At 65.3% G+C, this 16,198-nt stretch carries 11 protein-coding genes; 4 read left to right on the top strand and 7 right to left on the bottom strand.

What is annotated here, in order from left to right; translation table 11 throughout:
- Positions 1-174: 174 nt before the first annotated feature.
- Both AAFX91_RS27805 and AAFX91_RS27800 read right to left on the bottom strand, forming a co-directional pair.
- Positions 175-3,864, bottom strand: a complete 3,690-nt coding sequence (locus AAFX91_RS27805) for an AsmA-like C-terminal region-containing protein (RefSeq protein ID WP_394568762.1) — start codon at positions 3,862-3,864, stop codon at positions 175-177.
- 128 nt (positions 3,865-3,992) lie between these two features.
- A complete protein-coding gene (locus AAFX91_RS27800; RefSeq protein ID WP_394568761.1) occupies positions 3,993-5,222 on the bottom strand; it encodes a cytochrome P450 in 1,230 nt (409 codons plus the stop codon).
- 140 nt (positions 5,223-5,362) lie between these two features.
- On the opposite strand from AAFX91_RS27800, the gene AAFX91_RS27795 reads away from it, so the two are divergent.
- Positions 5,363-5,995, top strand: coding sequence for a TetR/AcrR family transcriptional regulator (locus AAFX91_RS27795; RefSeq protein ID WP_394568760.1), 633 nt, complete (start codon positions 5,363-5,365; stop codon positions 5,993-5,995).
- A gap of 20 nt (positions 5,996-6,015) precedes the next feature.
- Here the strand turns inward: AAFX91_RS27795 and AAFX91_RS27790 are convergent, their stop codons facing one another.
- Genes AAFX91_RS27790 through AAFX91_RS27770 form a run of 5 tightly spaced genes read right to left on the bottom strand, consistent with a single transcriptional unit; the run spans position 6,016 to position 11,957 of the window.
- Positions 6,016-7,350: an MFS transporter gene (locus AAFX91_RS27790; RefSeq protein ID WP_394568759.1), complete on the bottom strand. Its 1,335-nt coding sequence runs from the start codon at positions 7,348-7,350 to the stop codon at positions 6,016-6,018.
- Positions 7,350-8,099, bottom strand: coding sequence for an ABC transporter ATP-binding protein (locus tag AAFX91_RS27785; protein WP_394568758.1), 750 nt, complete (start codon positions 8,097-8,099; stop codon positions 7,350-7,352). The genes AAFX91_RS27790 and AAFX91_RS27785 overlap by 1 nt, the downstream gene beginning before the upstream one ends.
- The gene (locus AAFX91_RS27780; protein WP_394568757.1) at positions 8,080-9,879 is read right to left on the bottom strand and encodes an ATP-binding cassette domain-containing protein; all 1,800 of its coding nucleotides are present in this window, start codon (positions 9,877-9,879) and stop codon (positions 8,080-8,082) included. The genes AAFX91_RS27785 and AAFX91_RS27780 overlap by 20 nt, the downstream gene beginning before the upstream one ends.
- On the bottom strand, positions 9,879-10,736 hold the full coding sequence (locus AAFX91_RS27775; protein WP_394568756.1) for a branched-chain amino acid ABC transporter permease: 858 nt from the start codon (positions 10,734-10,736) through the stop codon (positions 9,879-9,881). The genes AAFX91_RS27780 and AAFX91_RS27775 overlap by 1 nt, the downstream gene beginning before the upstream one ends.
- Before the next feature lie 24 nt (positions 10,737-10,760).
- A complete protein-coding gene (locus AAFX91_RS27770; RefSeq protein ID WP_282528346.1) occupies positions 10,761-11,957 on the bottom strand; it encodes an ABC transporter substrate-binding protein in 1,197 nt (398 codons plus the stop codon).
- Positions 11,958-12,240: 283 nt separating this feature from the next.
- Here AAFX91_RS27770 and AAFX91_RS27765 point away from each other — a divergent pair, with 283 nt between their 5' ends.
- The 3 genes from AAFX91_RS27765 to AAFX91_RS27755 all read left to right on the top strand — a co-directional run bounded on the left by AAFX91_RS27765 (position 12,241) and on the right by AAFX91_RS27755 (position 15,772).
- Entirely contained in the window at positions 12,241-12,972 is a 732-nt protein-coding gene (locus tag AAFX91_RS27765) for a cytochrome c biogenesis CcdA family protein (protein WP_130578587.1), read from the top strand.
- Between the two features lie 98 nt (positions 12,973-13,070).
- Positions 13,071-14,759 (top strand): SulP family inorganic anion transporter, encoded by a 1,689-nt coding sequence (locus tag AAFX91_RS27760; protein ID WP_394568755.1) that lies wholly within the window; start codon positions 13,071-13,073, stop codon positions 14,757-14,759.
- Between the two features lie 503 nt (positions 14,760-15,262).
- A complete protein-coding gene (locus tag AAFX91_RS27755) occupies positions 15,263-15,772 on the top strand; it encodes a lipocalin-like domain-containing protein (RefSeq protein WP_130583119.1) in 510 nt (169 codons plus the stop codon).
- The last annotated feature ends 426 nt before the right edge of the window (positions 15,773-16,198 follow it).

Below are 16,198 nucleotides of genomic sequence, written 5' to 3'. Positions count from 1 at the left end.
CAATCACCCCGATCGGGCAATCCAAAGCATTCCGCGCAAGTCAAGGCCGGGCACGGCGATCCTCTCGTGACGCTCACTCTGAATCGTAGCCCGGGTGAAGCGCCAGCGTAACCCGGGACCGCTACTGATGCAGACGTCCCGGGTTACGCATTCGCTCCCCCCGGGCTACGGGCGCTAATTCTGCGCGGCCGGACGCGATGGCGGGTTGGCGACCTGCGGCGTCAGTCCGAGCGGCGGGCGGGGTTTTGGTTTCGCGGCACCCGGCGGCGGCTTGACGTCGATCGGCGGCGGCAATGGGGCGAGCTGCGGCTGGCTCGCGACTGACGCAGGCGGATTGGCGGCTGGTGTGCTGGCCGGCGGCTGCGCCAGCGGCGGACGCGGTGCGCTCGTTTTTGGCTTTTGCGCTCCCTTGCGCGGATCGCGGCCCGGGATCGGTACGTCGGTTGATGCTGGCGGGATCGTCGCGCTCGCATCGGGAGCTTCCGCCGGCTCCTGCGGCGGGATCAGCGGTGGCGTCGGCTGGAACGTTGGAGGCGGCTCGCCGCGCTCAATCGCATCCAATCGCCTGGTCTCGCGGTCGATCGCACGCACCGCGAGCCAGGACGACAGCGCCGCGACATCGACGCTGCGGGTGAGGCCATCAGGCGTGCCCACCGCGAACAACTGGATTTCCGGCCGGCTCGCCGCGGTGATCGCGGTCGGCACCAGCGCGGCGCGGATGTCGGCCTGGTCGGCCGGAATGTCGTAGCCGCCGGAGATCGTGGCATTGACGCCATTGGCCGCGAGCGTGCTGGCGCCGACACGAATCCGCCCGTCGCGGATGTTGAACGGAAGCTGGGCTGAGGCGACCGACAGCGCGCCGTTTGCGAGCGCCTGCTCGACGATCTGCTTCAGCCGCGCATCATCCGAGACCTGTCCATTCTCACTGGCGCGGATCGCGATGTCGAAGGCGCGCGGATCGAGCCCGGCAATACGCGCCGCTTCCAACGTGATTGTGCCGCTGCCGGACACCGCGCCGGTCAGCGCCGCGGCGCTGCGGCCCTGGCTCATCAATGTCATCTGCAACGAGGCGCGCCCCTTGGGCATGCTGAGATTTCGGTAGCTCAATGCCGTGCCATCGACGCCATTAAGCTGCACGCTCGCATTGACGGTGATGCCGTTCGCACTCGGCCTTGCATCGATGGCGGCGCTGAGATCGCCGCCGCCGATCTTGCCCTTGAGGGCCTCAAAGGTCAGCGCCTGGCCGTCGCTCTTGATCGTGCCGCTCACCGGCTGCAATTCGCTGCCGCCCGGCAGTTCGCCGCGCAACGCCTGGAAGACGATGTTGCCGCGCCAGCCCTTGAGCACGCCGCCGCCGAGCGGCTCGGCCGGATCATGCCCGCCGGCGCCGATCGCAAACGCGAACATCGGTGCGAGCGTGACCTGGTCGAGCCCGATCTCGCCCTCGATGTTCTTCTCATCCCCCATGGCGAGCGCGACACGGCCTCGCAGCCGCGAGCCGCCGACGATGCTGTCGAGGTCGTCAAACGACAGCCTGTTGCCGGCAAGCGAGACGCGCGACGACAGGCGGACGCCGTTCACCGGCGTGTCCGACGACTTCAGATCGAGCAGCGGACTGATGTCGGCGCTCCTGACCCGCAGGTTGATGCCGGCCTTCTTCGCCTCGTCCCATGGCTCGGCCGAGCCTTCGGCGTCCGCATCAAGTCCTGCGCCCCACATCCTCGCCTTCAGCCGCAACGGCGCGCGCCAGGCGCCGTTGACCGAGCCTTCGAATTGCGCGGGGCCGTCGCCGACCGTGATGACGCGATCGAGGCCGAGTAGCGCGAGCATTGTACGCCCCTGCCCCGCTGAAAATCTGGCGTCGACACCGAGATCGCTGCGGCTGAGGGCATCGAGATCGGTGCTGCGGATCGCGGCGACCAGCGGCTTCGCCGTCACCGTGGCGGAGCCCTTGAGCTGGGGCGCGTCGAGATCCAACGCGGCGCGAAGGCTGCCGCGATCGGCCTGTCCCTTGTCGAGATCAAGCGCGAGCTTCAGCCGCGCCGGACCGGGAACCGCAGCCAGCGTGTTGAGGCGCGATGCCGCTGATGGCGCGAACGATGAGGCCAGACCGGTCAACTGGCTGAGCGACGCAGCGTTTGCGTTGAGCGCGAGCTTTCCGGTCGCGTTGATGCGATCGAAATTGCCGGTGCCCTCGATCGTCACGCTGTCCGGCTGGCCGATCTTCAGCCGCTCGAGGGAGACCGTCTTCGGTCCAAAGCCGAGCTTGGCCTGCAGCGGACGCAGCTCCTGTCCGGCCGAAATCGCGCGCCCGATGTCAAGCGAGAGCTGCGCTTCCTCCGGCCATTCGGCCTGCGGTCCCGCCAGCGAGCGTATGACAGCGGTGGCCGCGTCGAGGTCCAGCCGGTCGGCCTTCACGTTGGCGTCGACCTTCGCGCCGCTATTGCCGCCGGGATACGACACCGCGACACGTCCGGTGATCGCGCCACCATCGATCTCGGCCTTCATGGCGTCGACGGTAAAGCCGTTTGCGGCGACCGTGACGTCGCCGCGCAGCTTGAGCGGTTTTTGTTTGCGAGACGGCAGATCGCTGCGGCCCTGCAGCCAGACCATCAGCGCATCGGGATCGGAAGACTCCACATTGAGCGCCGCCTTGAAGCTGTCGGACTGGGCGCTTTGCGGGCCAGCACCGCTGAGCGAGACGCGCGTGGCGCCCGGTGCGCGGAAATCGAGCCGCCGCACCGTCCAGCCCTTGTCGTCGCCGTGAAGCTCGGCCGCGATATCCTGCAGCGGCCGCCCGCCGAGCATGATTTTCTCGGACGAAAATTCGATCTGCGACGGCAGCGCGACGTGCGGAACGCCCGACAGCAGCGCGCGCAGCGCCGGCAGCGCACGAACCGGCTCAGCATTATTGTCCTTCGTGGCAAAGCGGTCGACATCGAGTTGCCGAGCCGAGAGCGAGGCGCGCAGCAGCGGCGAACCGCCGAAGCGGATGTCGCCGGCGCCTGCAAGCTTCAGCGCGCGGTCTTCATTGCCATAGCTGATCTCGATCTGCTCGAGCCGCGCCGCCGAATAATCGGCCTTGACCCTGGCTCCCATACGCCAGGGCGTCGGCGCGGCGTCATCATTCTTTGATGCGGGCGGAGAGGCCAGCGCCACCACGCCTTCGAAGCGTGGCGCGCGGGACTCGAAGGTGAGCACGCCGTCGAGATCAGCCGACAGCGGGCGCTGGCCGGGGTCGATGTTGACATGCACGCGGGTGCCGCTGCCATCGGCGCTCTGGCCGGAGGAAATCCGGAACGGATAGCGGGAGCCGTCGAACGTGAAATTGCCATCGCCGCGGATCGCGCCGGCAAGCGAGCGGACATCGCCGCTGAAGGCGATGTCGCGCAGTTCCAGCGTGCTGTGGCTCGCCGCGTCATGCAGGGCGATGTGGCCGGTGAGGTTGACGCGATCGATCGCAAGCGAGGCGAAGTCGAACGTGCCCCGCGAGGCCGGCCAATCGATCCGTCCCTTCTGGTCCAGACCGAGGTCCACCGACATGCCATTGACGGTGAGCTGCGTGGCGCGCCATTCGCCGCGCATCAGCGAACCCAGGCTGAACTCGACGTCGAGCTTGTCGGCCCGGACCTTGCCGCGATCGTTGTCGCCGCCGATCACGGCCGAACGCAACCGAAGCTGCGGCGCCGGCAGCAGCCGCGCGTCAAGCTCGCCGCCGATGCGCACGGGCGCGCCGATGATTCGCGTCGCCTCTGCCTCGAATTGCGGACGGAACTGGTTCCAGTCAATGAAGTACGGTCCGACCAGCGCGGCGATCAGCGCAAGAATGAACGCGATTGCCAGGCCGAGCAGCGTCGTCTGCACGGTGTCTCCCTTTGAGCCCCGCCCCGGCGCGCGTGGCCAATACGGCGCCGGAGCAGCCCAATATATAGAGACAAGTATGGCGAAGTCACAGCGGTATCACACTGCGGCCGCTGGGACGGGCGAGAAGGTTACCAGCTCGCCGGCAGGCGCCGTAGCCCCCGCAGCACGAAGGTCGGCCGCCACTGTGGATTTTCCGCGTCATCCAGCCGCAGGCCCGGCAGGCGGCGGAGCAGCGTCGAGATCGCGATTTCGGCCTCGATCCGCGCCAATTGGGCGCCGAGACAGAAATGGATGCCGCCGCCGAAGGACAGCGGTTTCACGTTGGGACGGGCGATATCAAGCTGTTCCGGACGGTCGGGATAGACAGCCGGATCGTGGTTGGCCGAGCCCAGCAGGCACAGCACGGCCTCGCCCTTGGGTATGCGCTTGCCGCAGAGATCGATGTCCTCCAGGGCCGCGCGCCCGGTCATTTGCACGGAGGAATCATAGCGCAGGAATTCCTCGATCGCGTTGGTGATCAGGGCGGGATTTGCCTTGAGCAGCGCGAGCTGATCGGGATTGCGGTGGAGCGCCAAGAGGCCGTTGCCGATCAGGTTGACGGTCGTCTCGTGCCCGGCCCCGAACAGAAGGATGATGTTGGCGGTCAGCTCTTCGTTGCTGAGCTTGTGGCCGTCCTCCTCCGCCTGCACGAGCTGCGTCGTCAGGTCATCGCCGGGCTGCTTCCGCCGCAGCTCGAACAGCTGCTGGAAATACATCTCCGACATCTTGGTTCTGGCGTTGCCCTGCTTGATCTCCTCAGGCGACAACGGCACCGGTTCGAGGATGCGCCCGCTGTCGCGCGAGCCGGTATAAAACGTTTCGCGATGCTCCTCGGGGATTCCGAGCATGTCGCAGATCACCGTCACCGGCAGGCGGAATGCAAAGTCTTCGATGAGGTCCATCCTGCCCTGCGGGATGACACGATCGAGCGTCTGATCGACGATCTCCTGAATCCGCGGCCGCATGTCCTCGACCCGGCGCGCCGTGAATGCCTTCACCACAAGGCCGCGGAGACGGGTGTGATCGGGCGGATCCTGCTGCAGCATCATCTGGCTCATGCTGCGGAAGACCGGGTCCTCCATGGCCTTTGGCCCGTAGCGGCGTATGGCGCGGCCGGCATAGTCCTTGCCAAAGTGCTTGTCACGCAACACGAAGCTCACCTCGGCCTGACGGCTCGCGACGAAAGCGCCGAACGGCGTGACATGCATCGGGTCCTCGGCGCGCAGCCGTTCGTAATGGGGATAGGGGTTGCGGATGAATTCCGGCGCCAGGGGATTGAACAGCGGATCGCTGTTCGCCGGCCGAGCTTGCTCGTTCATGGTGACCTCAATCGGTTGCCGCGTTGCGACGATTTCACATTGAACGCTACCGGCCGCCGCTTCGTGCGGGCCCAAGCGTTTCCACCCCTAAAACTCGATACACTCTTGTATCGAGTTGCATTGTGGCCTAAACAGGGCCGATGTCAAGAGTTAGGACCAGACCGACCAGGGACGACACCTGCGAAAAGCTGTCCGAGGCGGCGGCGCGCGTGTTCGAGGAACAGGGGATCGGCGGCGCCAGCATCGAGGCGATCGCGGCCGCCGCCGGTTTCACGCGCGGGGCGTTCTATTCGAACTTCAAGAGCAAGGAAGAGCTCATCATCGCGATGCTCGAGGACCATGTCGAGCAATCGATCCGGCGCAACCTCGACCTGTTGGCCCAACACACCAATCTCGCCGATTTCATCGACGCGTTGAAGCACATGGACCGCACCAGGCAGGATCCGCTCGGCCGCTCGCCGCTTCTGCACATGGAGATGATCCTGTTCGTCGCACGCGCGGAGAAGCGCCGGCCCGAACTTGCAAAGCGCCTGCGCGCCCGGCGCAAGCTGGTCACCGACATCATCGAGACCGCGCGGAAGGATAGCGGCGGGAACAGCCGGCTGGATGCGGCATGGACCGCCGCGATCGTGCTGGCGCTCGAGGACGGCTTTCGCCTGCACCGCCTGATCGATCCGGAGACCACGCCGGCTGACAGCTTCCTGCGCGCGATCGGCGACCTGCAGCGCACGATCGGGAGCACCGACCGCGCCGTAGCCCGGGTGGAGCGCTAGCGTAACCCGGGACCCCTGCATCAGCGCTTGCGCGCGGTCCCGGGTTGCGCTGACGCTTCACCCGGGCTACGGCTGTGCAACGTGTGCAAACGCCCCGCCACAGCGCGGACTTTTCCAGGCGCTGCCTGCCAGATCGCGAAGGCGGACAACGCGCTCACGACAATGCTGATCGCAAAGGCCGCCGTGTAGCTGCCGGTGAAATCATACAACAGCCCCGTCGCCCACGGGCCCGCAGCGCCGCCCGCGAGCGCGGCCAGCATGATGGTGCCGAAGATGCTGCCGTAATGCCTGCCCTGGAAGATCTCGACCACGACCGGCCCCATCACCGAGGTCAGGCCATAGCCGAGCGCACCTTGCGTGAACACCATCAGATAGACCAGCGGCAACACAGGCGCATATTTCAGTGCGACCAGGCTCGCAAAGCAGACCGCGAAGCCGGCGCAACTGATCGCCCACACCGCTTCGCGCCCGATCCGGTCGGAGAGATGGCCAAGCCAGATCTGGCCGGGAATGCCGAGCAGGCTGACGACGCCAAGCGACCACACCGCGACATTCGGGCTGAAGCCGATGTCGAGCAGGAACTTGGTCTGATGCACCTGCACCGCGTACCAGATGTAGAGACCGCAGAAATAGCCGAGCGCGATCCACCAGAAGCGCGCGGTGCGGAGCGCCAGACGCAACGTCCAGTCGGTGCCGGCCCAGACGGGATCGACGATGTTCGACACTGGTTTTGCCGAAGTGGCGGTCGGCGCGGCATCGCCATCAGGCAGTAGCCCGATGTCCTCGGGACGCTTTCGCACCAGCAGATTGATCGGCGCAAGCACGACCAGCACGAGGATGCCGATCGCGGTGCAGGCGGTGCGCCAGCCGGTCTGCTCGATCATGTGCTGCACCCACGGCAGCAAGGTCACCGAGCCGATGCCGACACCGGCGAAGGCGATCCCGATCGCGAGACCGCGGCGGCGGATGAACCAGTTCGGCAGGAAGAACGATTGGCCGGAATAGCCGAGGCAGACGCTGCCCGCCCCTACGAGAACGCCGATGCTGAGATAGAGGTGCCAGGGCTGCGTCGTCAGCGGCGCCAGCAGGAACCCTGCGCCCATCAGCACGACGCCGAGTTCCATCACCGCGCGCGGGCCGGAGCGGTCCATCAGGCGGCCGATCAGCGGACTGGCGATGCCGGAGGCCACGAAGCCGAACGAGAACGCGCCGGCGGTGACGCCGCGGTCCCAGCCGAACTCACTGAGGATCGGTGGATAGAACAGCGAGAACGCGGTGCGCGCATTGACGCCGATCGCCATGGTGACGAAGGTCACCGCGATGATGATCCAGCCGTAGAAGAAGGGAAGCCGCATCAGTGGCTCACCAGCGCGTGGCTCTCATGGCCGAAATAGGCGCGCTCGAGCCGCTGCGCCAGATTGCTTTCGTCGGTCGGTGCTTCCAGCACGATATTCCCCTGCACCAGGGCGTAGACACGATCCGCCGTCGCCAGCGCCTTCTCCAGCAATTGCTCGACCAGCAATACCGCGGTGCCCTGCGCGCGCAAGCGGCCGATGACGTTGAGGACCCGATCGACCAGCACCGGTGACAGGCCGGCCGACGGCTCGTCGAGCATCAACAGCCGCGGGCGGCGCACGAGGCCTTGCGCGACGGTGAGCATCTGCTGTTGCCCGCCCGACAGCGCGCCGCCGCGCTCGTGACGCTTTTCGGCGATCTCGGGGAAATACGCCAGGGCTTCCTCGACGCGTTGTGCGCGCTCGGCGCGCGGCACGTCGTAGCCGGCAAGCAGCAGATTGTCGGTGACGGAGATTTGCGTGAACACGCGATGGCCCTCGATCACATGGACGAGGCCGGCACGCGCGGCATCTCGCGGCGTCGCGTTGGTCATGTCGTGGCCGTCGAAGCGCACTTGTCCCGCAGTCACCGGCAGCAGTCCCGACAGCGCGCGCAGCATCGTGGTCTTGCCGGCGCCGTTGGGGCCGAGCAGCGCTACCACCTCGCCGGCGGCGACCTGGAAATCGATGCCATGAAGCACGCGGATCTTGCCGTAGCCGGACTCGAGCGCGCGCACGGAGAGCAGAGGTTCAGCCGCCGAGGTAAGCACTGACCACCTCCTTGTGAACGCGGATTTCGGCCGGCGTGCCCGCCGCCAGCGTGCGGCCGAGATTGAGCACGGTGACCTGGTGGCAGATGTCGAAGATGAGATCGGCGTGATGCTCCACCAGCAATACACCGGTGCCGCGTGCGCTAATCGCCTTGATCAGGGACGCCAGCCGCTCGATCTCGTCATTGGAAAGACCGGCCGCGGGCTCGTCGAGCAGCAGGAAATCGGGATCGAGCATCAGCGCACGCGCGATCTCGATGAAGCGGAGTTCGCTGTGCTGCAGGCGGTCGGCGCGCACCTCCGCCAGCGTCTCCAGCCCGACCACGCCGAGCAGCGCCCGCGCTTTCGCCGCCAGCATCCGCTCGTCTTCGCTATTGCGCGGTGCCGACAGCATCGCCTCGACGAAGGTCGCCCTGCCCTCCACTGAGCCGCCGATCATCACATTCTCCAGCACCGAAGCCTCGCCGATCACGCGCGGGGTCTGGAATGTCCGCGCGATGCCGCAGGCTGCACGCAATGCCGGCTGGCCCGGCGGCAGCACGTCGTCGCCCAGCGTCATCGCGCCGGCCTTGGCGGCGTAATAGCCGGAGATGACGTTGAGTGTCGTGGTCTTGCCGCTGCCGTTCGGGCCGATCAGGCCGTGGATCTGGCCGGGCGTCACGTCGAGGTCGAGCCCGTCGATCGCCTTCACATTGCCGAAGCTCAGCGCGATGCCGCGCAGCTCGAGGTGCTTGCCGCCGGTGCGACGGCGCACGATGTCGGCGAGAGCGGCCGGACGCGGCACGATGGCGCGGTTGCTGGCGAGCGGGCGGCGGTTGCGGAAATCCAGCAGTGCAGCGATGCCGCCGGGCATCACCAGCACGATCACCAGCAGCAGCACGGCGTAGAGGAAGGTCGACCAGGCCGCGAGCGGCGCGGCGATCTCAGGCAGGATGGTCAGGATGATGGTGCCGAGCATCGGCCCCAGGATCGAACCGCGGCCGCCGATCAGGATCGCGATGAAGAACAGGACTGACAGATCGAAGGTAAAGGCGTCGGGCGTGATGTAGGTCTGCAGCGTCGCGAACAATCCGCCGGCGATTGCGGCCAGCGCGCCGGCGAACAGGAAGATCGCGATCAGCATCCTTGGCTTCGAGATGCCGGTCGCTTCCGCCGCCACTTCGGCGTCGCGCACCGCGATCAGCGCGCGGCCGAACCGGCTGCGGGCGACGTTGGCGCTCATCCAGGTGGCGACCACCGCAAACGCGACGCAGAGCGCGTAGAAGCCCCAGGGCGTATCGAACGGCGCCGGGAATTCCGGGCCGGCGATGCCGATGCCGCCGCCCGTCACGCTCTGCCAGGCCAGCGCGATCTGCGTCACGATGGTGGCAAAGCCCAGCGTCGACATCGCGAAATAGAAGGTGCGCAGGCGCAGCGCCGGCAAGCCGACGATCACCCCGAACAGCGCGCCGACGCAGCCGGCAATTGGCAATGCGAGGAACACCGGCAGCGCCGGCGTCACATTGCCGGCGACAAGCACGCTCGTCGTGTAGGCGCCGAGCGTCAATAGCGCGACATAGCCGATCGCAAGGTGGCCGGCGAAGCCGACCACGAGGTTGAGGCCGGCGACCAGCACCCAGTAGATCGCCATGCGCGTGCCGATCAGCGCCCAATAATCATTGCTGACGAACGGCAGCAGCAATGCGAGCGCGAGGATGCCGAGGAACGGCGCGATGTGCGGCAGGGCGGTGCGCCACGCGCCACTTTCGCTCTGAGCAGAGGTTGCGGTGACGGCCGTCATCACACCCTCCGCGCCGAGCTTCCGCCGAACAGGCCTTGGGGCGCTGCCAAGAGGACCACGATGAACAGGGTGAAGACGGCAACGGACGAGAAGATGCCGCCGACCAGGAAATTCGCGGCCTGCTGGAACAGGCCGAGCGCCAGCCCGCCGAAGATGGCGCCGCGGTTGTTGCCGAGGCCACCAAGCGCCACCGGCACGAAGCCGTAGAAATTGAGTAGCGCGCCATTGGCAAAGAACGCCAGCAGGAGCTGGCCGCCGGAAAAGCCGGCGATGCCGCCGATCACGCCGGCCAGCGCGTAGCTTGCGACCCGCAAATTGCGCTCGGGAAGACCGAGCGCACGTGCCGCGAAATTATCCTCCGCGATCGCGACGAAGGCGCGGCCGACCAGCGTGCGGCGGTAGAGATATTCCAGAGCCACGATCGTCACCGCGCAGGCGATGACCGGCAGCCAGAACTTCTCGTCCCAGACGCCGCTGCCGAGCCCGATCACGCGCGGGAACGGCTGCGGCTCGGTGCCCCATTTGATCGCCGCGATCTGCTGGATCATCAAGGCCAGCGCCAGCGTCGAGAGCACGTAGAGATGCTGGTCCAAGCTCTTCAGGACTGGGCGCACAGCGACGAACTCGGTGATGATGCCGACGATCGCGCACGCGGCCAGCGTCAGGACGAAGCCCACGATGATGGGCATGCCCATCTTCAGGGTGAACATCGAGCCGAGCACGCCGCCCAGCATGGCGAGCTGGCCCGCGGTGAAGCTCATCACCCGCGAGGTCGAGAACATCGTGTTGTAGGTGACGCCGACGAGCGCGTAGATCGCGCCCGCCGCGAGACCGGATGCGAGGATCGAGGCGAGCATCGGATGCACCCTCTGCCCGCCGGCCTATGTGTAGCCCGGCGCGAGTGCGAAGGTCCCGTTCTTTGCGGTGCTGGCCTCCGACATCACGATCTCTTCGGTCGGGTAACCGTTATGCTGCGTCGGCGTGAAGGTGTAGGTGCCGAAATAGCCGGGATATTTGGACAGCGTGTTCCAGTATTTGACGAGGCCCGCGCTTTCGGTCGAACCGCTTTCGGCGACCGCCTTGGCGATCAGCTCGATCGCATCGATGCCGCCCGCGACCCACCACAACAGCGTGTCGTTGAGCGCGACATTCGCCTTGGCCAGGCGCGCGACGAGCTCCTCGCTCTTCGGCGGCAGTTTGCCGGATGCATCGTAGCTGCAGCTCTTGTAGCCGATCGCATAGACCTTCTTCCAGTTCTCGGGCTTATCGACGAGACCAGCGAGTTCTCCCGAGGCGAGCGAGGGATGGCCGACGAACGGCACGTCCCAACCCATGGCGGCGCGGGTGTTGAACATCCGCGCCTCCATGCCGGTGGTGACACTCCAGACCACGATGGCCTCGGAGCCCGCGTTCTTCGCGCGCAGCATGTCGGGCGTCATGTCCGGTTGGGTCGCATCGATGTTGGCCTGGTAGACGACGTCGGCGCCGTCCTTCTTGAACGCCGCCACCGAGGCGCCGACGGCGGTCACGCCATAGCCCGTGGTGTCGCCGATGACGGCGACCTTCTTCACCTTGAGGACGTTGAGGCAGTAGTTGCGGACCGCGTCATCCCACTGGCTGTTCGAAGGCGCCATGCGGAAGGCGTTCGGATATTTGGTGGTGTCGATCAGGGTTTCGACCACGCAAGGATGAATGTCCGGAATCCTGGCCCGCGCCATGATCGGCGTGGTGGCGAGCGCTTCGCCGGAATTGACCGGCCCCCAGATGGCATGGACCTTGGCCTGGCTGATCAATTCCTGCGTCGCGTTCACCGCCTTGGTCGGATCACCCTGCGTGTCGCGCATGACGAGCTCGATCTTGCGGCCCTTGACGCCGCCGGCCGCATTGATGCTGTCCACCGCAAAATTGATGCCGCGGTTGAAACCGACGGTCGGCGCGGAACTCGGGCCGGTGATCGCCGCGAGGCAACCGATCTTGATCGGCTCGGACTGGGCAATGGCAGGCTTTGGGAACGAAAATGATGCGGCGCCCAAGGCGCCAGCGCTTCCCAACAGCATGTTGCGGCGTGAAATAGCCATGTGTGATGCTCCCGTTCGTTTCCTTTTCGCGGCGCCCATCTTTAGATTGCAGGCGTCCGCATGATTTTATTGTCCCGGCTGGCGGCCGAGGCTTGTCGCGGGATTCAAGTTTGAGCCTGACGGCACCGGCTTGTCCAGCGTTTATCCCGTAGAATTGCGGAGACGATTCGCGATCAATGCCCGGACACGGGCCTGTGACCGATCTCTTAGGCTTAAGCGCATGAAACCTCTGGAAACTTGTCGCCGTCCACGTCAATAGGTTGCCGCCCTCGAAGGTCAATTGATGCACGATGTCTCGATCCCGGCAGCCTTGATCGCCGGACTAGTCAGTTTCCTGTCGCCCTGCGTGCTGCCGCTGGTGCCGCCCTATCTGGTGTATCTGACCGGCGCGACCATCGAGCATGTCGCCCATGACGAGAGCACGCAGGCCTCCAAGCGCGCAGTCATGACCGCGGCCTTGATGTTCGTGCTCGGCTTCTCCACCGTGTTCGTGGCGCTCGGCGCCAGCGCCTCCCTGATCGGCGGGCTGATCCGCGCCTGGTCGGCACAGCTCTCCATCGTCGCCGGCATCGTCATCATCGTGATGGGACTGCACTTCCTCGGGCTGACGCGGATCGGGATATTGATGCGCGAGGGCCGGATGAGCATGCCGAAACCGGTCGGGCTGTGGGGCGCCTATGCGATGGGGCTCGCCTTTGCTTTCGGCTGGACGCCCTGCATCGGCCCGATCCTCGCCGCGATCCTTTCGATCGCAGCAGCCGAGGCGACGGTGACCAAGGGCGCCGCGCTGCTTGCGATCTATTCCGCCGGGCTCGGCATCCCCTTCCTGCTTGCAGCGTTCGCGGTCAAACAGTTCTCGTCACTGTTCGCGCGGATGAAGCGGCATCTCCGGACGGTCGAGCACGTCATGGGCGTGCTGATGATTATCACCGGCATCGGCTTTCTCACCGGCGCCGTCACCAATGTCAGCATCTGGCTGCTCGAGACGTTTCCGGCGCTGCAGAATATCGGCTGAGGCTTGGTCAGACTTGTGCCAGCGCCAAAGCAATGCTGGCCTTTCGCATCACGATGTCGAATAGTGGGCGGCCCTTACGCTAATCGCACCGAGGACCGATGGCCGAGGACACGCCCGGGACAGCAGGCCGCTCCTGGCCGATCTTCCGCTCGCTGGCCGCGTTCCGGCCGGGCGATTTGCCCGGCGACCTGATCGCGGGCCTGACACTGGCCGCGATCGCAATACCCGAGCAGATGGCGACTGCGCGCCTCGGCGGCTTCGCCCCCCAGATCGGCTTTTTCGCCTTCATCGCAGGTTCGCTCGGTTTTGCCATGCTGGGCAGCAACCGCTTTCTGTCATGCGGCGCCGACTCCACGATCACGCCGATCTTCGCCGGCGGCCTTGCGCTGATGGCAGCCGCCGGCTCCCCGGAGGCTATCGCGCTTGCCGCGGCCCTGGCGCTGATGGTCGGAGTGATCCTGGTCGCCGGCAGCCTGTTTCGCCTCGGCTGGATCGCCAACCTGCTGTCGACCCCGGTCACCATCGGCTTTCTTGCCGGCATCTCCATCCACATCATGGTTTCGCAACTGCCCGTCGTGCTCGGCGTACCGCCACCGAAAGGACCGATGCTCGAGCGGATCGCGGAGATTGCAGAGCATCTTCCTGCCGCCAACTTCTACTCCGTCAGCATCGGGCTTTTCGTGCTGGCCTTTGTTGCCGGATCCGAGGCCATCAGCGCCAGGATTCCCGGCGCACTGGTCGCGCTGGTGGCGGCGACCGCCGCCGTGATCTGGGGCGGATTGGAAACCAAAGGGGTCAGCGTGGTCGGCACCGTGCCGGGCACGCTGCCGATGCCGTCGTTTCCTGAGATCCCTCCGGAACGATGGGTCAAGCTGCTGTCATTGGCTCTCCTGATCGCCATCGTCGTGATGGTCCAGACCGCGGCGACGACGCGGGCATTTCCTTCCGATCCGGACCAGCCCGCCGATGTCGACCGCGATTTTCTCGGCGCCGCGGCCGGCAGCATCCTAGCCGGCCTGTTCGGTGCCTTTCCGGTGGACGCGAGCCCGCCGCGAACCGGCATCGTGGCCGAGACCGGCGGACGCACGCAGCTATCGGGACTGTTCGCCGCATCGATCGTGCTGGCGCTGCTGGCGTTCGGCGCCGCGCTGCTGCATCACGTTCCGGAGGCTGCGCTGGGCGGCGTCCTGCTTTTCGTAGCGTTGCGCATCATTCGCGTCAGCCAGATTGCCGCGATCTTTCGCCAATCGGTCGGCGAGTTTCTGCTTGTGGTGGCAACGGCAGCTTCGATCATCATCCTGCCGATCGAGCAAGGTGTCGCCGTCGGCATCGCGCTCTCACTGCTCCATGGCATCTGGAGCACGACGCGGGCGCGGCTCGTCGTGTTCGACCGCGTACCTGATACCACGATCTGGTGGCCGGCCAACCCGAACATCAGGGGCGAGCGCGACCCGAAAGTTGCCGTGGTCGGCCTGCAGGCGCCGTTGTCGTTTCTCAACGCCTCGAGCTTTGGTGCCGACGCGCTGAAGGTCATCAAGACGGCAACACCGAAGCCAAGGCTGCTGGTGATCGAAGCCAGCGGCATCGTGGAGATCGATTTCACCGCCGCACAAACGCTGCTCGATCTGTTCCGTGAATGCAGCGAGGAAGGCGTGACCGTCGCGATCGCTCGCCTCGAATCGACCCGCGCCCAACAGGCATTTGAGCGCTTCGGCCTCTATCACGCGCTACCGACGAACCACGTCTTCCATAGCGTCGCCGAAGCCGTTCGCACGCTGGCCGGCTAGGCGCAAGGCGCCCAGGGCGCGTACTCACAAATCGAACTCGACTTGGTGCAGGCTTGCCAATGTCCGCTATGTCCCCGGTAGCGACCAAAATTCCGCATCGTAACGAAATGACGCAATGGGCCAGAACCGGACCTTCGTTGCCGGCTTTCTCGCGATCATAAGCAACGCTAGGCACGCCGAACGCTCCAACGACCGCTGTCCTGTCTTGCACCACAGGCCCCGGCCTTCTCGCTCGACGGCTTCCGCCAGATCGCCGACATGATCGTGGGCGCACCTGGAACAACCTCCGGAGTGGCTCGTAGCGTGGCCGATTGCCTTTTTCGAACGCATGCCCGCGTCTTGGTGTGGTCAATCCCGTGCTGGCCGTCGGTGCGGTATTGTGGGATGAATTGCCCCACTGACCGCAGAGTGCCCCGTACAATGATTTCGAGGCTCAGACTAAGCTGGGCGGCCAGCCCACAACCCTCATAGATGGAACGTTCCTGAAAACCGGAGGGAGCACCATGAAAGCACTATGGTCAATTCCGATAGCCGCAGCTCTTACATGCGGCACGTTATCTGCGGGAGCCGCAGATCCGCTCAAACAGCAGCTTGTAGGCACTTGGAGCGTCATTTCATTTGTAAACGTGAATGAAAGGACCGGGAAAACAACGCAAATATTTGGTTCCGATCCGAAAGGATACTTCATGTTCGATGCAGCAGATCACTTCTCAATCAATCTCATGCGTCCGGGACGGCCAAAATATGCCCGCCGCGACTTTCCGACCGCCGGGGAAAGCGAAGCCGCTCTGGAGGGGCTAATCGCGATGTTTGGCGACTACAAAGTCAATGAATCTGAACATTCAATATCCTTACATGTTATCGGCGGCAGCTTTCCCGCGTGGGACAATTCGAATCAGAAGCGTTTCATCGCGATCAACGGCGACGAGCTCACGTATAAGAACCCTACACCGGCATCCCGTGGGGGTACTGCTGTGGTGACTCTGAAGCGCGCAACAAGCGCAACCAAGTGATCTTTTGGTCAATCTGTCGCCACGGGCACCGGTTTCAGAACTCGGCTCCCCCGACCCGGCAAGCCAAGCCTCGGTACCCCGAAGTGATCGAGTGAGTGGGTCAGCACACGGTGTCCGAATCGGGTCAGAAGCGCCGCTTGGCCTCACGGCAGGGACTTCCGGTTGCCCCCGATCTTCGCAAATATCCTGCGCGGCGCCAACAGCCGCGCCGGGCCAATGGGCGACATCCTGATATGGAAGAGGCCGACAACTGAGGCGGCCTTAGGCCAAGGCAACTCCTTCCCGGTGAGCAATTCGTAAAAGGGTCTATACGGCTTACAATCCGCCGCCCGCATTTCCGCTCATGTTGTAGTTCACGAGGTAGATCATGGACCTAACCAAAATAGTTCATGAAGTCTAACGAGTACGCGACCGCCTAAAGACTGG

This window comes from Bradyrhizobium sp. 31Argb (genome assembly GCF_043638955.1).
GTDB lineage: Bacteria > Pseudomonadota > Alphaproteobacteria > Rhizobiales > Xanthobacteraceae > Bradyrhizobium.
This window is presented reverse-complemented; position numbering and strand designations above follow the sequence as displayed.